A 19,783-nucleotide genomic window follows, 5' to 3' on the forward strand; every position below is an offset into this window, starting at 1 on the left:
ATGGGAGCGGTTCTGAGAAGCTTTTCGCACAACAGGAAGGCCCTGACCGGCCTCGTCATCGTTACCATCATCGTGGCGCTCGCAATCGCCGCGCCCTGGCTGACCGAGTACGATCCGACCCGGCGCGTCGGGCGGCCGCACCAGCCGCCGAGCTGGGACCATTGGCTCGGCACGACGCGCATCGGCCAGGATGTGTTCGCGCGCCTTCTCTACGGCGCCCGCACGTCTCTCGCCGTCGGCTTCGGGGCCGGCCTCCTGATCACGGCGGTGGGAACGATCCTCGGCATCGTGGCGGGATACCGGGGAGGGCGCACCGACGAGGTGATCAGCTTCTTCACCAACATGGTGCTCGTGGTGCCGAACCTGCCGCTGCTCCTGGTGCTCGCGGCCTTCATCGGACAGGCGAGCCCCTGGGTGATCGCGCTTATTCTCGGAGCCACGTCCTGGGCCTGGGGCGCGCGCGTCACGCGCGCCGAGACCCTGTCGGTGAAGCAGAAGGACTTCGTGAAATCGGCCGAGATGCTGGGCGAGCCGTCCTGGCGCATCATGCTGTTCGAGATTTTCCCGAACGTGATCTCCATCGTGGGGATCAACTTCGTGGGCAGCGTGATCTTCGCGGTCATCACGGAAGCCACGCTCGAGTTCCTCGGGCTCGGCGATCCCAAGACGGTCTCCTGGGGCATGATGCTGTTCAACGCGCAGAACGCCTCCGCCCTGCAGGTGGGCGCCTGGTGGGACATCCTGAGCCCGTGCTTCGCCCTGATCGCTCTGGGAGCTGGCCTGTCGCTCCTGAACTTCGCCGTCGACGAGATCGCCAACCCGCGCCTGCGCACAGGCAACACCCTGTCGCGCTGGTCGCTGCTCATGCGGCGCGGGGAGGGCCGTCTATGACCGCCAATCCCCTGCTTTCGGTGCAGAACCTCACCATCGACTACGTCGGCGCGCAGAGCGATTTCCGGGCGGTCGACGATGTCAGCTTCGACATCGCTCCCGGAGAGGTCTTCGGCCTCGCGGGCGAATCCGGCTGCGGCAAAAGCACGATCGCCTATGCGGTCAACCGCCTGCACAAGCCGCCCGCGCTCATCCGTCAGGGCAGGATCCTCTTCGAGGGGCAGGACGTGCTCGACCTCGACGACCGGGCCCTGAGGGAGTTCCGCTGGCACAAGGTCGCCATGGTGTTCCAGAGCGCCATGAACTCCCTCAATCCCGTCCTGAGGGTGGAGGCGCAGTTTCACGACCTGCTCAAGCGGCATCGCGGCTACACGAAGGCGCAGTCGCGGGAGCGCGCGGCCGAGATGCTGCGGCTCGTCGACATTCCGCCCGAGCGCATGCGCGACTACCCGCATCAGTTCTCGGGCGGCATGCGCCAGCGCATCGTCATCGCCATCTGCATGGCGCTCGATCCGAGCCTCGTCGTGATGGACGAGCCGACGACCGCCCTTGACGTGGTCGTCCAGCGCGAGATCCTGCAGAGGATCGACGAGCTGCGGCGCAGCCGCGGATTCTCGGTGCTCTTCATCACCCACGATCTGGGCCTGATGGTGCAGTTCTGCGACCGGATCGGCATCATGCTGCGCGGGAAGCTGGTCGAGCAGGGTCCGGCCGAGCAGATCTATCACCGGCCGCAGCACGACTACACACAGCAGCTCTGGGCCTCGTTCCCGTCGCTGCATGGCGATCCGATCAAGCGGGAAAGGGCATCGGGATGATGGACCAAGAGCCGATCATCGCACTGGAGCGGGTCAGCAAGAGCTTCGGCCACGGCGAGAAGACCGTGCGGGCCGCGCACGACATCTCGTTCGCGCTCCATCCCGGCAGAACCGTCGCGCTGGTGGGCGAGTCCGGCAGCGGCAAGACCACCTGTGCCCGTCTCGTCATGCGCGAATATGAGCCGGATGGCGGAAGGATCCTGTTCCACGGCCGTGACCTGAACGATTCCGAGGCGGTCGGCCTCAAGGAATACCGGCGCGCCGTCCAGATGATCTTTCAGGACCCCTTCGCGTCGCTCAATCCGGCCCACACGGTGGACTTCATCCTCCGTCGTCCGCTTGCTCTGGGCCAGCCGCACCTCAAGGGCAGGGCGGCGGATGACGCCATCGCCGATCTTCTGCGCCGCGTGGAGCTCGATCCCGGCACCGTCACACGCAAGCACCCGCATGAGCTCTCCGGCGGGCAGCGCCAGCGCATCAACATCGCCCGGACGCTTGCGATGGGCGCCCGGGTGATCGTCGCCGACGAGCCGACCTCGATGCTGGACGTGTCCGTGCGCCTGGGCGTTCTCAACCTTCTCAACGAGATGAAGCGGGAGCTCGGCGTCGCGCTGCTCTACATCACGCACGACCTGGCGACGGCACGATATGTCGCCGAAGACATCCTTGTGATGTATGCGGGCCAGATCGTCGAATGGGGCGATGTCCACCGGGTGCTGACCCATCCGCAGCATCCCTATACGCGCCTTCTCCTGTCGGCGGTGCCCGATCCGGAGGTGCGTTTCGACGATCCGGACGCGCGGCTCAATCCGCGCGCCGTGGAGGCCATCCGCCGAGAGGCGCGGAATCTGCAGGATCGCGTGGTCGAAGTCGGGCCGAACCACTTCACCCGGCAGGCGGCCTGAGACCGGGCCGGAGCGACCCTCAAGTCTGAAGGCTCAGGAGCGCGAGCCCGGATGCGGGCTCGCCGGCCAAGTGTCAGCCGTATGATCAGTCGGGCCAGCGCATGATCGCCTGCGTGGACCGGTTCCGACGTCCGTCGAGAGACGTCGCGATGATCTCGTTCGACTGACGGGCCTTCTCCAGCTCCTCGACGAGACGCTCGGCGACGACGGTTTCCTGGCCCGGGTGAAGGTTGCACGGATCGAGATAGAAGTAGCCGTGCTCGACCTCATGGTCGCGGACGATGATCGGCGTGCGGCCCGACGCGAGGGCATCGGCGAGATCCCATGCGGTGATGTGGGCCCCCTTGGGCTCGATGGCGACTTTCAGGCGGTCGAGCGGGTTGTTGGTCGGGTCGGCCTCGCGGATCGGCGTCACGCCCGGGCGCCCGGCGAGGGTCTGCTCCCAGAGCTCCAGATACCGCGTCTCGCGCTCGCGGATGCCCGCATGGTCGCGCGTCTCCCAGGCCTCGAGCGCCGCGATGGTGCCGAGAATGCCTTCCTTGCCGACCTTCATGCCGCGGCCGATGCCCATGTTCTGCATGTAGGTGGCGCGTACGAGCTCGGTGCGGCCGGCGACGATGCCGCCGGTCAGGCCGCCGAGGAACTTGTGCGAGGAGTAGAGCGCGATGTCGGCTCCGGTGGCCAGGAACCCCTTCAGGTCGTATTCGGACGCCGCGTCGACGATCACCGGCACGCCCCGCGCATGGCACACCTCGACGAACTCCTTCAGCGGGATCAGACCGTACTGCACCGTATGGTGCGAGATGACGTAGACCGCCGCGGCCGTCCGCTCGTTGATGGCCCCGTCGAGCTGGTAGCCGTAGGCCGAGGTCGCCTGACCCACCGGGACGACCTTCGCGCCCGCAAGGCGGATGCCCTGCTCGACGGGCGCCCCGTAGCTGACCATGTGGCCGGTCATCAGCAGCACTTCGTTCTTGAGCCCCTGCGTGTCGGGAAGCCGCTCGACGGCCGCCAGATCGCAGCCGGTCATGGCGCCCGCGACGGCGAGCGTGATCGCCGCCGAACAGGATGCGGTCACGAAGCCGGCCTCCGTGCCGCACAGGCGCGCGATCACGCGGCTCGCCTTCTTCTGGAGGTCGCCGATCTCGACGAATTGCGGAAGAATTGCCGAAACGGCCGCGACCGCTTCGGGCACGACGATGGACGCTCCGAGGGATGTCATGGTGCCCGACACGTTGATGATGGGGCGGAGGCCGAAATCGGCGCGGATGTCTTTCTGGGTCATGGGGCTCATTGTCTCGATATTTTATGTTGTGAAACTGGGGTATATTCCATTATTGAGGAATTATGTTGAAGAACATGGCCGGTCGTGAAGGTGGGCCGCAATTTCCGAAGATCCGGGAGAAGATCCAGTGGACACCAAGTTTCCTGAAGCGGCGAACGCCGCCGCGCCCGAGAAGCGCAGCCGCGGCGCCCGCGTCAGCGGCATCGATCGTGCCCTGCAGATCCTCGACTTCCTGCAGGCCGAGATGAAGCCCGCCGGCGCCTATGCGGTCGCCAAGGCGGTCGGAGCCCCGCTCTCGACGGTCTACGTGATCATCGAGGACCTGGTCGAGAAGCGGCTCCTGCAGCGGCGCAGCGACGGCACGGTCTGGCTCGGACCGCGCCTCTATCACTACGGCCTGGCTTACGCGGAATCCCTCGATTTTCTGAACGTCGCCACGCACGAGATGCAGGACCTGTGCCGGGAGGTGGAGGAAACCATCCAGATCTGCGGCCGGGACGGAGACCACATGGTCGTCATGGCCATGGCGGACGGTCCCGGGCACTTCCGGGTCACGTCCAAGGTCGGCTCGCGCGTGCCCCTGAACTGGACGGCGTCCGGACGCCTTCTCCTCGGTCACCTGCCGGACGGGGAGCGGCTGGAGGTCTTCCGCCATGCCTCCAAGGTGTCGCCCACCGGGCGCGCCAACACGAACCCGGAGGCCTTGTCCGACGCCTCGGCGGCGGCCCTGCGGGAGCGCTTGTCGATCCAGATCAACGAATCCGACTTCTCGGTCGCCTGCATCGCGTCGCCGATCTGCCAGCCGTCGGGAGAATGCATCGCGACGATCTCCATCGTGCTGCCCGAGCACCGGGTCGTGCAGGACCGCGACCGCTACACCAACGCCGTGCGTAAGGCGGCCGAGAAGATCGAGGCGACGCTGGGCTGGCGCTGACCGCGGCATGACGGATCGCCTCATCCCTCGATCGCGACGATGGCTTCGATCTCGACCGTGATGTTGTTGGGCAGCGACCCGAAGCCCACGGCGGAGCGGGCGTGACGCCCGGCCTCTCCGAACACGGCCATCATCAGGTCGGAGCATCCATTGATCACCTTAGGGTGTTCGCCGAAATCGGGCGCCGCGTTCACCATGCCGAGGAGCTTCACCACGCGCTTGACCCGCGACAGGTCGCCCAGAGCGTCCTGCATGACGGCGAGCAGATTGATGCCCGTGAGCTTGGCGTGCTCATAGGCCTCTTCCGCGCCGACGTCGAGGCCGACCTTGCCGGTATGGAGATACCCGTTCGCTTCCTGTGGACCCTGGCCCGACAGGAACAGGAGATTGCCTTCCTGGACATGCGTCACGAAATTGGCGATCGGGTTCGGAGCCTTGGGCAGCGCAATGCCAAGTTCCTTCAGGCGCTCGTAAGGGTTGGACGCAGTCAGATATTGCACTCGGTTCACAATGTCAGTCCTTGGGAAATCACTTCAGGATCGCCGTGGCGGATGCAGGCGACGTGATGGTTTGAGCCGACGTCCTCCAAAGGCGGGACGATCTCGGCGCAGGCCTCGACGGCATAGCGGCAGCGTGTGCGGAACACGCAGCCGGACGGGGGATTGAGAGGGCTCGGAATGTCGCCCTTCAGGACAATCCTCTGGCGGCTTGCCGCCGGATCAGGCAACGGAGCGGCCGAGAGCAGCGCCTGGGTGTAGGGATGGCGCGGCATCGCGTAGATCTCGCGGCTCGGGCCGCGTTCCATGACCCGCCCGAGATACATCACCACGACCTCGTCGCAGAGATATTCCACCACCGACAGGTCATGCGCGATGAAGAGCATCGTCAGGCCGAAATCCTGCTGCAGGTCCTGGATCAGGTTGAGGACCTGGGCCTGAACCGACACGTCGAGGGCCGAGACCGGCTCGTCCGCCACGATGAAGTCGGGCTCCACCGCCAGGGCGCGGGCGATGCCGATGCGCTGGCGCTGGCCGCCCGAGAACTCGTGCGGGTAGCGCCGCGCCGCATCCGGGTTGAGGCCCACCCGTTGCAGAAGTTCGGCGATCCGGTCCCGGCGCGCGCTGCCCCTGACAGGCCGGTGGATGTCGAGGGCTTCTCCGATGATCTGATCGACGCGAAGGCGCGGATTGAGGCTGGAATAGGGGTCCTGGAAGATGATCTGGAGCCTGCTGCGATAGGCCCGCATCTCCCGCTCGGGCAGCGTGCGCAAATCGACGCCGTCGAACACGATCTTCCCGTCATTGGGCTCGACGAGCCGCAGGGCGCAGCGGCCGGCGGTGGTCTTTCCCGATCCGGATTCGCCCACGAGGCCGACGATCGTCCCGCGCTTCACGTCGAAGCTGACGCCGTCGACGGCCTTGACGGTGCCGCTGCGGGTCTGGAACCGTTTGGTGAGCCCCTGGACGCTCAGGAGGGTTTCGCTGCTCATAGATCCTCGTGCCTCCAGCATCGGCTCAGATGGGACGGGCCCGCGGCCATGAGCGGCGGCGCCTCTTCGCATTGCGGGATCCGGTAGGAGCAGCGCGGAGCGAAACTGCATCCCGGAGGAAGCGCCGTCACGGGCGGCACGTTGCCCGGGATCGGGTTGAGGCGCAGCCGCTCGCCGGCGGCGCCCCGGTCGCGCGAGGCGTTCGGGATGCAGGCGAGAAGACCGCGTGTGTAGGGATGCTTCTGGTGCGCGAAGAGGCTCGCGACCGGGCTCTTCTCGACCACCCGGCCGGTATACATCACCACGACGTCATGGGCGATTTCCGCCACCACGCCGAGATTGTGCGTGATGAACAGGATGCTCATGCCGATCTCGCGCTGCAGCCTGCGGAGCAGATCGAGGATCTGCGCCTGGATGGTCACGTCGAGGGCCGTGGTCGGCTCGTCGGCGATCAGGAGGTTGGGATTGCACGACAGGGCGAGCGCGATCATGACGCGCTGACGCATGCCGCCCGACATCTGGTGCGGATACTCGTCGAGCCTGCGGTCGGCCGCCGGAATCTCGACGAGTTCCAGCATCCGCCTGGCCCGTTGACGGGCCTCCGCCATCGAGAGCGGCTCGTGCAGCCGGATCATCTCGACGATTTGGTCGCCGACCGTGTAGAGCGGGTTGAGGCTCGTCATCGGCTCCTGGAAGATCATGGCGATCTCCCGGCCGCGGATCGCCCGCATCTTGCGCTCCGGAAGCGCCGCGACGTCGATCACCTGGCCCTGGCTCGTGCGGTAGAGGATGTTGCCGCCCACGATCCGTCCGGGCGACGACAGAAGGCGCATGATCGACAGGCTGGTGACGGATTTCCCCGAGCCGGATTCCCCGACGACCGCGAGGGTCTCGCCGCGCCTCACGTCGAAGCTCACGCCATCGACCGACTTGGCGACCCGGCTGCCGAGCTCGAAGTGAGTGCGCAGGTCCGAGACCCTGAGCACGATATCGTCGGGAAGCTCCGTCATCGGGCGTTGATCCATCCGCAATGCGGGCACGCCGAGCTCTCCAGGGCGGATGTGCGCGGCGGGACATAGCGGCTCGCCTTGACGGCCTCCTGCCCGAGGATCGTCCAGATGGGTTCGATCAGGCGTGGCAGATGCGCGTTGTAGCCCATGGAATCGACGATGCGGAGGTCGCTGTCGTTGACTTCGAACAATGTGAACTCGGCCCGGGTGCCGGGCGACAGCAGGTTCTCGGTCGGAAGGCCGATCACTTCCATCGGGGCCCTGGTCGAGGCGTCGATGACGGCCTCGAACGGCATGCCGACGGACAGCAGCTTCGACATGGTCGTGCCCATGTCCCAGACCGGGTTGTCGAGGGAGCGGGCGTGCAGATCCGTCGAGATCGAGAAGGGCAGGAGGCCGCGCTCGATGGCGAGTTCGGCCACCTTGAACGAGAAGGACGCGCCGCCATGGCCCACGTCGAGGCGAATGCCGTCGTTGGCGCAGCGCTGCGCCAGCTGGAACAGGTCCTCATCCTCCATGATATTCGCCGCCGCCTTGCCGTTGAAGCAGTGGGTCACCACGTCGCCCGGGCCGAGGACCTCAAGCACCTCGTCGAAGACCGGCGGCGGCTCGCCCACATGCACCATCAGCGGCAGCTTGAGGATCTTGGCCACCTTCTTGGCAATCTTGACCGGCGTGATCCCCCAGGCGCCCACGATGACGCCGCTCGCCCGCACCTTGATGCCGATGATGATGTCCCGGTTGGCTTCGACGCACGCGATGGTGCGGTCGATATCGATGGACCGCATGTCGATGAGCTCGCTCACGCGGTTGCAGGCGACGAGCCCGATCGACCCGATGTTGAGGAAGGCCTTGATGCGCTCCTTGGCCGGTTCGATGATGTACTCGCGGAAGCCGTGGAAATTGGCTTCGCCGGCCGACCCGGCATCCACGATGGTCGTGACGCCGCGCTCGATGCCGCAGACCTGCGGCTTGATCGAGATGTCGGTGCCGCCGTGCCAGACATGGGCGTGGAGATCGACCCAGCCGGGCGACACGTAGGCGCCCTTGGCGTCGATGCGACGGGCGCCGTCCGGCGCCTGGAGGGAGTGGCCGATTCCGGCGATCCGTCCGTCGCCGCCGATCAGGATGTCGGTCGCCTCCTGCGGCACGCCGCGGCCGAAGCCGACCGGCTTCACGCCGGAAATCAGCAGGGGTGACGAGTCGTCTTGAAAAGTCATGTGATCAAAGATCCTTTCTCAGGCGAGGATCGAGAAGATCCCGGAAACCGTCGCCGACCATTTGAAGCGAGAGAACCGACAGGATGATCGCGATTCCTGGAAACAGGGTCATCCAGTCGGCCTGCCCGATATACTGGCGACCGGCCGCGATCATGGTGCCCCAGGTGGGGATCTCGGGGCTCACGCCGAGGCCCAGGAACGACAGGCCGGCCTCGGCCAGCATGGCGTAGGCGAAGATGAAGGTGCCCTGCACGAGGATGGGCGACACGAGGTTGCGCAGCACGTGCCGGGACATGATGCGCCAGGTCGGTACCCCGAGCGCGCGGGCCGCCTCCACGTAGGGAAGCTCGCGGATGACCAGCGTGGAGGCGCGCACGATGCGGGCGAGGCGCGGCGTATAGACGATCCCCAGAGCCACGATGACGGTGACCAGCGACGGGCCCAGCGCCGCGACGAGCGCGATGGCGAGCAGAATGTCCGGGAAGGCCATCATGGCGTCGATGATGCGGGCGATCGGCGTGTCGAGGCGGCGGAAGAAGCCCGCCACGAGGCCGAGCGTCACGCCGAACACCGCCGCGAAGGCGACCACCGAAGCGCCCACGAGCAGCGACAGCCGGCCGGCATAGATCGTCCGACTGAACACGTCGCGGCCGAACTCGTCCGTCCCGAACCAGTAGATTCCGCTCGGCGGCTTGAGCCGGTTCACCACGGAGAGACGGCTTGGCGAGTAGGGGGCGATCCACGGCGCCAGGATGGCCAGCGCGGCGATGACGACGAGGATCAGGAGACCGATCATGACGGTCTTGCGGGTCACCAGACGCGAGACGAAGCTCGCCTCGACGATGGCGGGGGATCCGACGGCGGCCATCAGTAGCGCACCCGCGGGTCGACGAGCAGGTAGAGCATGTCGATCAGGAAGTTGATGAGCACGTAGAGCGCCGCCACGATCAGGAGCGCGCCCTGGATGACCGGGTAGTCGCGCCGCAGCACGGCCGAGACCACGAGATTGCCAACGCCGGGAAGACCGAACACGGTTTCCGTCACGACGGCGCCCGACACGAGGAGCGCGGCCGTCAGGCCGATCACGGTCAGGACCGGAATGAGCGCGTTCTTGAAGGCGTGCTTCATGACGACCCGGACCTCGCCCATGCCCTTGGAGCGGGCGGTGCGCACGTAGTCGTCGTTGAGCACGTCGAGCATGCTGGCGCGCGTGAAGCGCAGGATCAGGGCCGACGACACGATGCCGAGCGATAGGGCGGGAAGCACGAGATGGGACAGCCGCGTGACGATCCCGGCGCCGGGCCCGCCGTAGCCGGAGACCGGGAACAGGCCGAGGCGCACGGCGAAGAACTGGATCAGCAGCAGGCCGAGCCAGAAACTCGGAACCGAGGCTGCCAGCATGGCGAGCGTGGTGGCGACCTGGTCGAAGAGCGAGCCCCGCCAATAGGCCGACAGGATGCCGACCGGGATCGCGATCAGCCCCGCGATAAGAATGGAGAAGAGAGTGAGGAAGAAGGTCGGCTCGGCGCGCTCCGCCAGGGCGGACAGGACCGGGCGGTTCAGGAAGATCGATTCGCCGAGATCGCCCCGGAGCAATTGCCCGAAGAAGATGCCGTACTGGACGATGAGCGGCTGGTCGAGGCCGAGGCGGGCGCGCAGGCTCGCCACGTCCTGGGCTGTCGCGTCGGGTCCGAGCATCACGGCGGCCGGATCGCCCGGCGCGATGCGCACGATGATGAACACGATCGTGACGACCACGAACATCACGGCCAGCATGCCGAGAAGGCGTTGAAGGATGTAGCGGCTCATGGGTCGATCTGCGTTGAGGAATGTGCGGGGAGCGCCTCTCCGTGCGCTCCCCGGCTTGCCGGTGCTTACTTCTTGACCGAGACGTTCCAGAAGTAGGGCCACGGTGCGGGCACCACGCCTTCGAGCTTCGGAGACTGCGCCGAGAGGGCGTTGAAGTCGCCGATCTTGATGCTCGGGGTCTCGTCGTAGATGACCTTCTGGACCTCGGCCCACAGGGCAGGGCGCTTCGCCGCGTCACTCTCCGTGTTGAAGGCGTCGACGGCCTTCTTGCGGGCGGGGCTCGACCACCAGCCCGGCGAACTCTCCGACAACTGGCCGATGAGCGCGGGCTCCGGCAAGAACGGGCTGTGGGTGATGTAGATGTCCCACAGGGCCGGATCGCCGCGCCGCTGGGTCAGGGTCGCCCAGTCGACCACCTGCAGGTCGACTGTGAAGCCCGCCTGCTTCAGGTACTCGGCCGCTACTTGGGCCAACTTGTAATGGAACTCGTATTGGCGGCTGGTGAGGATGCGCAGCGGCGCGCCGCCGTAGCTCGCCTTCTTCAGGAGCGCCTTGGCCTTGTCCGGATCGGCGACGTTGTACCGGCCTTCGACGCCGGCATCCGTGTTCCAGACATAGCCCCTGGGATACATGGCTCCGTCGAGGGAGTAGAACTCGGGATTGCCGAAGGCGGCGGCCAGCATGTCCTCCATGCTCAGCGACAGGCGCACGGCCATGCGGGCGTCCGTGTTGGCCATCACGCCCTGCTTCGTGTTCATCACGAAGACCGGCCAGCCGAACGGCTTGAGGATGACCGGCTTCGACGTCTGAATGTTCTTGATGCGGTCGTAGGATTCGACCGGGATCGAATCCACGTAGTCGAACTGTCCCGAGATCGCGCCCTCGACGCGGGTGTTGGGATCCGGCACCGGAACGAAGCGGATCTCGTCGAGGATCGGCTTGCGCGCGCCGCCATAGCCGTTGCCGGCGCCGTCGAGCGGCTTGTAGGCTTCGTTGCGCACAAGCTGGATGTACTGGTCGGGCTTGCGCTCCTTGAGCTTGTAGGGACCGGTGCCGACCGGATCCTTCATGGGCACGTCCATCTTCTCCGACGGCATGATCACGGCCGCGGAATTGTTGAACGACAGGAGCGCCAGGAGCGGCGCATATGGCGTCTTCAGGGTGATGCGCACCGTCGACGGGTCGACGGCCTCGAGCTTGTCGACATTGCCGGCGACCTGCTTGCCGCGGGAGGCCTGCTCCATCCAGCGCTTGAGGGAGGCCACGACGTCTTCCGACGTCATGTCGGATCCGTCGTGGAATTTGATGCCGTCCCGCAGCTTGATCGTATAGACCTTGCCGCCCTCGGTGACCTCGGGAAGCGAGGCTGCGAGAAGCGGCGTGACCTTCCAGTCCTTGTCGAAGGTGAACAGCGTCTCGAAGAAGTGCTGGGTGACGATGCCGACCAGATCGGCGGTGGAGACCATGGGGTCGAGCGTCGGCGGTTCGCCGATGGTCGCCACGTTGACGACGCCTCCGCCTGCCTGAGCCAGAACCGGGCCGGATACGATGATCGCCAGACCGGACAACAATGCTTCCCTGATCCTCATGGTCACCCTCTTCCTCTATAATTATGGATTATTTGCTTTAGTTATGTCATAGTGAGCGAGCAAAGGATTGCCGTCAATAGGCCAGAAGGGGTGGGGCTTCCGAGCCGGCCATCGGGATGCGCGGGATGGTGGTCCAGGGTTGCGGCCATGACTGCCGTCATGTCGCCGAGGCGCCAGGATCGCCGGGCTTCAGGCGCCTGCCGGATTCGCGCCGACCTGGGCGGGATGCCGCGTCATGGATCCCGGGGGCGAGCCGGAGCGGGTCCGTAGAAGATCATCCGCCGCGTTCAATCGGATCGCGGGCGGTCGCGCGCCGGTCGGGGCAGCGCGTGGCCGCTAGGGTACGGTCTCGGCCGCTTCATCGACGGAGAGGCCTTCCGCCTGGAGGCGCCACATGGTGTCGAACAGGCCGCCGCGCTGGCGCAGCTCCGCGGCGGTTCCGTCCTCGACGATCTCGCCGCCCTTGACCACGACGATGCGGTCGAACGCCGTCAGCGTGGAGAGGCGATGGGCGACCGCGATCACGGTCCGGCCGCGCATGAGCCGCACGAGGGAGCGCTGAATCTCCATTTCGGATTCGGTGTCCAGCGCCGAGGTCGCCTCGTCCAGGATGATGATCGGGGCATCCTTCAGGAACGCGCGCGCGATGCCGATGCGCTGGCGCTGGCCGCCGGACAGCTTCATGCCCCGCTCGCCCACGAGCGTGTCGTAGCCATCGGGCGTCGCCCGGATGAAACTGTCGCAGCAGGCCGCACGGGCGGCCGCGTAGACCTCCTCGTCGCTGGCCTCCGGACAGGCGAAGCGGATGTTCTCCATCAGCGTCCGATGAAAGAGCGTGATCTCCTGAGGCACCACGGCCAGGGCCGCGCGAAGAGAGTCCTGCCCGACCCCCGTGAGATGCTGCCCGTCGATCAGGATTTCTCCGGAGTGCACATCGTACAATCGCTGCAGCAGATGGATCAGCGTGGACTTGCCGGCCCCCGACGGCCCGACGATCCCGACTTTCTGACCCGCGGGAATCAGAAGGTTCAGTCGGTGCACGGTGTCGGACCGCGTATCACCGTAGGAGAAGCTCACATCCCGGAATTCCACCGATCCGCCACGAGGCGCGAGGGGTCTGGCGTCAGGCACGTCGACGACGGATTGCGGTTGCGCGATCACCCGCAACGTGTCCTCGATGTAGCCCACGAACTGCGTCGTCTCGACGAGCGAGAGCGCGAGGTCCCGGGAGCTGTTGAGAATGCGGAAAGTCAGGGCCGACAGGACCACCACGTCGCCCGGGGTGATGTCGCCGAGACTCCAAAGGTACACCGCCCAGGACAGCATGCTCCCGGCCATGGCGCACAGGGCGACGTCGTGCAGTGCGCGCGCCTTCTCGAGATAGAGCCAGCTGCGCCCCTGCGCGCGAGCCTCCTCGCGGAACCCTCGAGCGAGGCGCTGCGCCTCGCGGGTGCGGGCCGAGAAGGATTTTACCGCCCACATGTTGGTGATGACGTCCACGAGGTCGCCCGCCACGGTGCCGGCGTGGCCGGCATAGGTCCGATGCAGCGGCCGCCCGCGCTCGCCGAACCAAATGAGCCCTCCCGTTACCGCCGTGACGAACACGGCGAGGACGACCATCATGCGCCAGTCCACCGTCAGGAACACGACCAGAGCGCCGACGAACTCGATGCACGGCGGAAGGATGCGCCACGCGACGGTGTTCGTCAGCGCGCCGAAATTCCCCGCGGTCGCGGTCAGCCGCTGCCCGAGCGAGCCCGCGAGATTATCCGCGAAGTAGCGCATGGGCTGCCCGTTCAGGAAGCCGAACAGGTCGAGGCGCATCTCCACGCCGACGCTGAGGGTTGTGCGGCAGACGAGCCAGGCCGTGATGCGCCACAGGATGCTCTCGCACGCGATGAGGGTCACGAACAGGACGAGAGCGGACCAGACCGCCGCGCTCGCCTCGCGCGGCCCCGCCATCCCGTCCACGAGGAGCTTCATGACGTATTGCACGGCAACCGCGCAGCCTGCCGCTGCGACGACCGTCAGAAGCAAGGCGCCGAACTGCCATGGACGGCCGACGATGTAGTGAAGAACGAACCGGTACGGACCCTGGAGGAAGGTGGACGGCGCCAGCATCGGGGGCGCCTGATGGGCCGCGCCAGACTTGGAGAGGCTGATCAAGGGATTGTCCTCACGCCACATCGATCCTACTCCGCCGCGATGGAGGGCACGGGCGCGTCCTCGCCTCCGTCGAACGCGGCGAACAGGGCCTGCTGCTGCTGGAGCTCGCGGGCAAGCCGTGGGAACACCGTGCGGCAGCCCTGCGAGTCCGCGGTGGTCAGCAGACCGACGCTGCAGGTCCGTCCGTTATCCCAGCCCGGATAATCCGCGACCGGGTAAAGGCATATACCCGTGACCGGCACGCCGACATCCATGGCGGCATGCACTTCGGAGCAGACATAGTGAAACCAGGACGACCGGCCGCATCCTTCGGCGCCGGTCTCGGCGATGAGGAGCGGGCGCCGATAACGCCGATAGGCCTCCTTCAACAGGATGTGCAACGGCCGGTAGGAGTGGTGCCCCATCGGGATCGTCGAGCCACCGAGATACCATTGGTTCTCGGGATAATAATTGAGCCCGACCATATCGAGACAGTCAGGTGCTCCACCCAGCTCGGGCTCCTTCGCGCCGCAGAGGATGTCGAGCGCTTCGAACTGGGACTGCTGATAGACATGCGCGCTTCTGGCATGCTCGTCGTCTCCGAGGCCCGCTTCCACATTGATCAGCGGTTCCGCCGTGATGAAGCGCGCCCTCGGATCGACGGCGCGGATCGCCGCTATGGCGGCAATCGTCGCACGCACGAGCTGGCGTTTGAGCTCGGCACCCCGGCCATGACCGCAAGGGTTGAAGCGGCCGACCTCGCCCCCCGCCCACGCCCAGTAGGATATTTCGTTGACGGGACAGTAGACCGGCACCTGCCGGCTCTCCTCCTTGATCAGCCGGGCTGCCGCAGACGCGAAGCGCGCGAAGCGGTCGATGAAGGTCGGCGACCAGATGTCCAAATCATCGGGATAGCCGTAATGGCACAGATCCCAGATAACGCGCGTCCCGGTGCCTTCCGCGGCCCGTAGCATCGGCAGGAAGCTGCTCCAGTCGTAGCGGCCGGGCGCCGTTTCGATGAGGTGCCACCGCAATCCGTCGCGCGCCGCATGAATGCCGTGCTCGGAGAGAAGTTCGTAATCCTGGGCCGCGAGCCGGTCATGATCGGTGCTGGCGAGAAGATCGAGGCGTCGACCGTCCCAGCGCCGGTGGCTTGAACACTCGAATCCGCCGAGAAAGAAGCTTCCAAATGGGGAAGCGTTATCAGGTGAGATCATACGGACGAACGCTCCAACCCTGCACAAGGAGGGGTTAGCCTGATCGGCTCGGACATTGAAAGAAGCTGGCCGGCTGAAGACAGCCGGACTGTTCCTGCTCACGCAAACAAGTTGACTGAGCTGCAACCCGGCTACCAACAATGGGCTTGGCGACTTGTTCCAGTTCCTGTGAGAGAAGAAACCCGAATGCTTCGAACAACTCCGGCAGACGGCGTGTTCCCTGCCGCATGCCGCAATCCGGAAAAGGCGTCGCGCGAAAAGCCAAGCTTCTCATACGTTAATGCGGCCCATCCGGGGAGCTTCCATCCTGGCAAATGCCGGGCAGCCCGATCATCGAACGAGATGTGCGATCCCGGCGGGAGACAGAGCGTGGTCGGGGCGAACCTGTTGATCAAGCCGATCGCCCTGCAGGACGCGCGATACTCGAAGCGGGAGGCTCGATTGGGGGAGATGGTCTTGTTGAGCACAATCCTAGGTGTTGTCGGCGCGACTGCACGGATCCTCTATCGCCACTCGATCCGATGGCCCGACGAGCGCGCTCATGCAGCCGATCATCGAACGCCGTTCAAGGCGAGATAGGTGCGGATGACCTGACTGTCGTCCTCATGGCCGTCCCCGCGCCCGGAGGCCGCCAGGAACATCTGATGGGCCGCTGCGGCCAGGGGCAGAGCCGCCCTGGTGTCCCGGCCCGCATCGAGCACGATGCCGAGATCCTTGACGAAGATGTCGACCGCGCTGGTGACCTCGGGCTGCTCTTGGAGCATGCGCGGCCCCCGGTCCTTGAGCATCCAGCTCGAGGCCGCGGACCCGCTCATGATTTGCAGCAGGATGTCGAGATCGACGCCGACTTTGGACGCAAGAGCGAACGCCTCGGCGACGACCGCGATGTGAACGCCGCACAGAAGCTGGTTGACGGTCTTGACCATGGCGCCCTGTCCCGGGCGCTCGCCCACATGGAAGACCTTGTCGCCCATGGCGTCGAAGACGGGCTTTGCGAGATCGAACGTGTCGCGGGGTCCGGCCGCCATGATGGTCAGCGTCGCTCCCTTGGCGCCAGCCACCCCGCCCGACACGGGAGCGTCGACCAGGCGCCTTCCGGCGCGCTGGACTCGTGCTTCGATGGCTTCCACGGCCGAAGGAGGGCAGGTCGCCATGAGGGCGACCACGCCGCCGTCGCGGAGCGACTCCAGGGCTCCGCCCTCGAACAGCACGGCCTCGGCCTGGGCGGCGTTCACCACCATCAGGATCAAGACATCCGCGTCATGGGCCGCGTCACGCGCGCTGCCCGCGCGCCGGCCACCGGCCCCTTCGAGCGTCGCGAGGGCGTTGGCGTTCAGATCGAACCCGGTGACGTCGAAGCCCTTTCGCACGAGGTTCGAGGCCATCGGCAGTCCCATGGCGCCAAGGCCGACAAAAGCAATCCGAGTCATGTTCCTGATCCCTCGCTTCGTGCCTATCGGTACTGTGCCGGCCGGAGAGCTGACAAGGGGAGAGCGTCCCGCTCGTTCTAAAGTAGGACGCCCCGATGCTTCTTCTCTCATGAGAGCATCGCGCGAAAGACCGGATCCAGTTTTCGCGCGATGCTCTGGCTTCAGTAGATCGTCAGGGTGGGAATGTAGCTGACGGCGAGAAGCACCAGCATGGCCACGCCGAAGAACGGCCACAGCTCTCGGGTCGTGTCCGCCAGGGACGATCGCGCGATCGACGAGGAGATGAACAGCGTCGTGCCGATCGGGGGCGTGTAGAGCCCGATGCCGAGATTGAGCACCATGATGATGCCGAGCTGCACCGGATCGAGCCCGATCGTCGCCGCCAGGGGCACGAAGATCGGCCCGAGGAGCAGGATCGCCGGCGGCAGGTCCAGCGGCATGCCGACGACCAGCAGCAGGATGTTCATGGCCAGGATCACCAGCAGGGGATTGCTGATCGTGGCCGTGACCCACTCGGCGAAGCGGATCGGAACCTCGTCGAAGGTCAGGATCCAGCCCACGATGGCGCTGCCCATGATCACCAGCATGACGACCCCGGTCGCGATGCCGGACTCGATCAGGCTGTGATAGAAGCGCTTCCAGGTGAGGTCGCGGTAGAAGAGGGCGCTGAGGGCCAGTGCATAGACGACGGCCAAGACGGAGATCTCGGTCGGCGTGGCGATGCCGAAGCGCAGACCGAGCAAGATGAGGATCGGCATCAGGAGGGCGGGACCGCTCAGCACCGCCAGCTTGAGAAGCTCCATCCGGCTGACGGCCGGGTCCTCCGAGTGGATGCCGCGCCGCCGCGCGATCCAGCTGCAGGTCAGGACGAAGCCGCCGGCCATCAGGATGCCCGGCAGAATGCCCGCCGTGAACAGATCCGCGATGCTGACGCCGCTGACGAGGGAGTAGAGGATCAGCGGGATCGACGGCGGAATGAGGATGTCGATCACCGCCGACGTCGCGTTGTTGGCCGCGCACAGCCCGGCCGGGTAGCCCTGCTTCTTCTGCCAGGGAATCAGCACCGAGCCCAGCGCGCTGGCATTGGCGACCGCGCTTCCGGAGACGCCGCCGAACACCACGGAGGCGACGACGGTTGTCGAGAGTGGACCGCCGCGCCAGCGCTGCATCGACTTGGTGGCGAAGGACAGAAGCTCGTGCCCCAGCTTGCCGCCGAGCATCAGGCTGCCGGCCATCATGAAGAAGGGCAGGGCCAGCATCGGGAAGGACTGCGTCTGCTGGTACATCTGCTGCGCGACGATCATCAGGGGCAGCTCGCCCTGCCAGGCAAGCGTCGCTCCGGCGGCGATCACCAGCGCGTGGCCCACGGGGATCGCCAGCAGCATGAGGATCGTGAAGACGATGATGAGAACGATGCTCATATGCCGGTCTCCTCCGGATCGGGGGTCGGCATGGCCTCGGGGCCGAGCACGGCGACCCGCAGGGCAAGCGCGAAGGTGGTCAGGATGACGGCGATGCAGCCCAGCGCCAGAGCGTAATAGCTGTAGCTGCTCGACAGGCCGAGCACGGGGCTCGTCTCGATGGACACGATGTCGGCGACGCCGAACGCCTCCCAGGCCAGGACGGCATAGGACGCCATGATGATGGCGTGGCCGACGAGGAGCATGAGGCGGGCGCCGTTCCTGTTCAGGCGGGACAGGACGGACTCGACCGCCATGTGGCCGCCCTTCTGAACGGCGAGCGCCACGCCGGCCATGATGAACCACGGGAAGAGGCGCTCGGGCAGTTCCTGGGCGAAGCGGAAGCCGCCGCTTTCCAGGACGTAGCGGGCGACGACATTCGCCGTGAGGATCGCCAGCAGGGCGATTCCGGTGAGCAGGATCACCGCCTGGCAGGCGAAGGCCACCGCGCGGTCGATGATCCTGGCCAGGGCGAGCGCGCCGCTCCCCGTGGCCAGCTCACGCTCGTGGTGGGGGAGAGGGGCGACGCGCGTCATGGCGTCAGCTCCGGGCGGTTTTCGCGAGCCGGTCGACGAACTCGCCGAAGGGCTTCGCGCGCCAGGTGTCGACCACCTTGGCGGAGGCCTCGCGGAAGGCCGGCTTGTCGACTTCGTTGACGGCGAGCTTCGGATTGGCCCGGAACTCGCTGTTGAACTTGGCCTCGTTCTCGGCGAACAGCTTGCGCTGCAGGTCGCCCGCCTCCTTGGCGGCCGCCTTGATGATCTCCCGGTCGGCGGCGGGCAGCCGCGTCCAGGTGATCTGCGACATGAGGAACGGCGAGCTCTCCCATTTGTGGCCCGAGAGGCTGATGAACTTGTTCACCTCGAACAGCTTGGAGCTGGCGATATTCGTCAGCGGGTTCTCCTGCCCGTCCACGACGCCCTGCTGGAGAGCCACATAGAGTTCGCCGAAGCTGATCTGTTCCGTTCCCGCCCCGAGCGCCTGGAAGATGTCGATGGTCATCGGGTCAGGGGGCGTGCGGATCTTCAGGCCCTTCAGGTCGGCCGGCTTGGCGACGGGCCGCTTGCTGTTGGTGATGTGGCGGATGCCGTTGTCCCACCAGCCGAGGGGAACCATCTGGACCTTGGAGAAGCGCTGGGCGAGCTCCTCGCCGATCGGGCCTTCCAGCACCTTGAAGGCCGCGGCGCTGTCCTCGAACAGGAACGGCAGGCCGAGCGCGGCGAGCTCCGGCACGAGCGCCGAGGTGGAGCCCTGGCTGTTGACGGTCATGTCGACCGCGCCGGTGCGCAGGCTCGTGAGCAGGGACTGCTCGTTGCCGAGCTGCTCGGATCCGGCGACGCGCACGCTGATGCGTCCGCCGGTGCGCTCCTTGACCAGTTCGCCGAAGCGCTCGGTGGCGATGCTTCGCGGATTGCCGGGCGCCGCGTTGTGGCCGAGGGTCAGGTTGGTGGCCGCCTGGGCGCCGCGGGGCAGCGTCAGGACGGCCGGTGCCGCGAAGGCTCCGGCGATCAGCGTCCGGCGTGAAATCGTGCTCTTCATGTGCGTTCTCCTCTGAATGTCCCGCCCGTTGGCCGGGCTTGT

At 66.2% G+C, this 19,783-nt stretch carries 18 protein-coding genes; 4 read left to right on the forward strand and 14 right to left on the reverse strand.

Features of this window, described 5'->3' with window-relative positions:
• From HPT29_RS11290 to HPT29_RS11300, 3 genes are read left to right on the forward strand one after another with little or no spacing between them, the layout of a single operon-like run.
• Complete coding sequence (locus HPT29_RS11290; RefSeq protein WP_432807290.1) at positions 1–891, forward strand: ABC transporter permease; 891 nt, start codon at positions 1–3, stop codon at positions 889–891.
• On the forward strand, positions 888–1,709 hold the full coding sequence (locus HPT29_RS11295; RefSeq protein WP_173950234.1) for an ABC transporter ATP-binding protein: 822 nt from the start codon (positions 888–890) through the stop codon (positions 1,707–1,709). Before HPT29_RS11290 ends, HPT29_RS11295 begins: the two co-directional genes overlap by 4 nt.
• The gene (locus tag HPT29_RS11300; protein ID WP_173950235.1) at positions 1,706–2,614 is read left to right on the forward strand and encodes an ABC transporter ATP-binding protein; all 909 of its coding nucleotides are present in this window, start codon (positions 1,706–1,708) and stop codon (positions 2,612–2,614) included. The genes HPT29_RS11295 and HPT29_RS11300 overlap by 4 nt, the downstream gene beginning before the upstream one ends.
• 85 nt (positions 2,615–2,699) lie before the next feature.
• Here HPT29_RS11300 and HPT29_RS11305 read toward each other — a convergent pair whose 3' ends face one another.
• On the reverse strand, positions 2,700–3,899 hold the full coding sequence (locus HPT29_RS11305; RefSeq protein ID WP_173950236.1) for an aminotransferase class V-fold PLP-dependent enzyme: 1,200 nt from the start codon (positions 3,897–3,899) through the stop codon (positions 2,700–2,702).
• 127 nt (positions 3,900–4,026) lie between these two features.
• On the opposite strand from HPT29_RS11305, the gene HPT29_RS11310 reads away from it, so the two are divergent.
• A complete protein-coding gene (locus tag HPT29_RS11310; RefSeq protein ID WP_173950237.1) occupies positions 4,027–4,833 on the forward strand; it encodes an IclR family transcriptional regulator in 807 nt (268 codons plus the stop codon).
• Between the two features lie 20 nt (positions 4,834–4,853).
• On the opposite strand, the gene HPT29_RS11315 is transcribed toward HPT29_RS11310, so the two are convergent.
• The 13 genes from HPT29_RS11315 to HPT29_RS11375 all read right to left on the reverse strand — a co-directional run bounded on the left by HPT29_RS11315 (position 4,854) and on the right by HPT29_RS11375 (position 19,741).
• A complete protein-coding gene (locus tag HPT29_RS11315) occupies positions 4,854–5,342 on the reverse strand; it encodes a RidA family protein (protein ID WP_173950238.1) in 489 nt (162 codons plus the stop codon).
• Positions 5,339–6,322, reverse strand: coding sequence for an ABC transporter ATP-binding protein (locus HPT29_RS11320; RefSeq protein WP_173950239.1), 984 nt, complete (start codon positions 6,320–6,322; stop codon positions 5,339–5,341). The genes HPT29_RS11315 and HPT29_RS11320 overlap by 4 nt, the downstream gene beginning before the upstream one ends.
• Positions 6,319–7,332 carry an ABC transporter ATP-binding protein gene (locus HPT29_RS11325; RefSeq protein ID WP_173950240.1) on the reverse strand — a complete coding sequence of 338 codons (1,014 nt, stop codon included), beginning with the start codon at positions 7,330–7,332 and terminating at the stop codon, positions 6,319–6,321. Before HPT29_RS11325 ends, HPT29_RS11320 begins: the two co-directional genes overlap by 4 nt.
• Positions 7,329–8,552 (reverse strand): amidohydrolase/deacetylase family metallohydrolase, encoded by a 1,224-nt coding sequence (locus tag HPT29_RS11330; RefSeq protein ID WP_173950241.1) that lies wholly within the window; start codon positions 8,550–8,552, stop codon positions 7,329–7,331. The genes HPT29_RS11325 and HPT29_RS11330 overlap by 4 nt, the downstream gene beginning before the upstream one ends.
• A 4-nt stretch (positions 8,553–8,556) precedes the next feature.
• The gene (locus HPT29_RS11335; protein WP_173950242.1) at positions 8,557–9,420 is read right to left on the reverse strand and encodes an ABC transporter permease; all 864 of its coding nucleotides are present in this window, start codon (positions 9,418–9,420) and stop codon (positions 8,557–8,559) included.
• Positions 9,420–10,361, reverse strand: coding sequence for an ABC transporter permease (locus tag HPT29_RS11340; RefSeq protein WP_173950243.1), 942 nt, complete (start codon positions 10,359–10,361; stop codon positions 9,420–9,422). The genes HPT29_RS11335 and HPT29_RS11340 overlap by 1 nt, the downstream gene beginning before the upstream one ends.
• Before the next feature lie 65 nt (positions 10,362–10,426).
• Entirely contained in the window at positions 10,427–11,950 is a 1,524-nt protein-coding gene (locus tag HPT29_RS11345) for an ABC transporter substrate-binding protein (protein ID WP_173950244.1), read from the reverse strand.
• Positions 11,951–12,286: 336 nt separating this feature from the next.
• A complete protein-coding gene (locus tag HPT29_RS11350; protein WP_259060553.1) occupies positions 12,287–14,137 on the reverse strand; it encodes an ABC transporter ATP-binding protein in 1,851 nt (616 codons plus the stop codon).
• A 5-nt stretch (positions 14,138–14,142) separates the two neighbouring features.
• Entirely contained in the window at positions 14,143–15,312 is a 1,170-nt protein-coding gene (locus HPT29_RS11355; RefSeq protein WP_173950245.1) for a beta-glucosidase, read from the reverse strand.
• Between the two features lie 551 nt (positions 15,313–15,863).
• Entirely contained in the window at positions 15,864–16,751 is an 888-nt protein-coding gene (locus HPT29_RS11360) for an NAD(P)-dependent oxidoreductase (protein ID WP_210808332.1), read from the reverse strand.
• Between the two features lie 152 nt (positions 16,752–16,903).
• Entirely contained in the window at positions 16,904–18,163 is a 1,260-nt protein-coding gene (locus tag HPT29_RS11365) for a TRAP transporter large permease (protein ID WP_173950247.1), read from the reverse strand.
• Positions 18,160–18,738, reverse strand: coding sequence for a TRAP transporter small permease (locus tag HPT29_RS11370; RefSeq protein ID WP_173950248.1), 579 nt, complete (start codon positions 18,736–18,738; stop codon positions 18,160–18,162). The genes HPT29_RS11365 and HPT29_RS11370 overlap by 4 nt, the downstream gene beginning before the upstream one ends.
• Before the next feature lie 4 nt (positions 18,739–18,742).
• A complete protein-coding gene (locus tag HPT29_RS11375; protein WP_173950249.1) occupies positions 18,743–19,741 on the reverse strand; it encodes a TRAP transporter substrate-binding protein in 999 nt (332 codons plus the stop codon).
• Between the last annotated feature and the right edge of the window lie 42 nt (positions 19,742–19,783).

The organism is Microvirga terrae (assembly GCF_013307435.2).
GTDB lineage: Bacteria > Pseudomonadota > Alphaproteobacteria > Rhizobiales > Beijerinckiaceae > Microvirga > Microvirga terrae.

What these genes read in the sequence shown, in the direction of transcription:
- HPT29_RS11290 (WP_432807290.1), top strand. Translation starts at nt 1, where the DNA reads ATGGGAGCGGTTCTGAGAAGCTTTTCGCACAACAGGAAGGCCCTGACC.
- HPT29_RS11295 (WP_173950234.1), top strand. Translation starts at nt 888, where the DNA reads ATGACCGCCAATCCCCTGCTTTCGGTGCAGAACCTCACCATCGACTAC.
- HPT29_RS11300 (WP_173950235.1), top strand. Translation starts at nt 1,706, where the DNA reads ATGATGGACCAAGAGCCGATCATCGCACTGGAGCGGGTCAGCAAGAGC.
- HPT29_RS11305 (WP_173950236.1), bottom strand. Translation starts at nt 3,899, where the DNA reads ATGACCCAGAAAGACATCCGCGCCGATTTCGGCCTCCGCCCCATCATC.
- HPT29_RS11320 (WP_173950239.1), bottom strand. Translation starts at nt 6,322, where the DNA reads ATGAGCAGCGAAACCCTCCTGAGCGTCCAGGGGCTCACCAAACGGTTC.
- HPT29_RS11325 (WP_173950240.1), bottom strand. Translation starts at nt 7,332, where the DNA reads ATGACGGAGCTTCCCGACGATATCGTGCTCAGGGTCTCGGACCTGCGC.
- HPT29_RS11330 (WP_173950241.1), bottom strand. Translation starts at nt 8,552, where the DNA reads ATGACTTTTCAAGACGACTCGTCACCCCTGCTGATTTCCGGCGTGAAG.
- HPT29_RS11335 (WP_173950242.1), bottom strand. Translation starts at nt 9,420, where the DNA reads ATGGCCGCCGTCGGATCCCCCGCCATCGTCGAGGCGAGCTTCGTCTCG.
- HPT29_RS11340 (WP_173950243.1), bottom strand. Translation starts at nt 10,361, where the DNA reads ATGAGCCGCTACATCCTTCAACGCCTTCTCGGCATGCTGGCCGTGATG.
- HPT29_RS11345 (WP_173950244.1), bottom strand. Translation starts at nt 11,950, where the DNA reads ATGAGGATCAGGGAAGCATTGTTGTCCGGTCTGGCGATCATCGTATCC.
- HPT29_RS11350 (WP_259060553.1), bottom strand. Translation starts at nt 14,137, where the DNA reads ATGTGGCGTGAGGACAATCCCTTGATCAGCCTCTCCAAGTCTGGCGCG.
- HPT29_RS11355 (WP_173950245.1), bottom strand. Translation starts at nt 15,312, where the DNA reads ATGATCTCACCTGATAACGCTTCCCCATTTGGAAGCTTCTTTCTCGGC.
- HPT29_RS11365 (WP_173950247.1), bottom strand. Translation starts at nt 18,163, where the DNA reads ATGAGCATCGTTCTCATCATCGTCTTCACGATCCTCATGCTGCTGGCG.
- HPT29_RS11370 (WP_173950248.1), bottom strand. Translation starts at nt 18,738, where the DNA reads ATGACGCGCGTCGCCCCTCTCCCCCACCACGAGCGTGAGCTGGCCACG.
- HPT29_RS11375 (WP_173950249.1), bottom strand. Translation starts at nt 19,741, where the DNA reads ATGAAGAGCACGATTTCACGCCGGACGCTGATCGCCGGAGCCTTCGCG.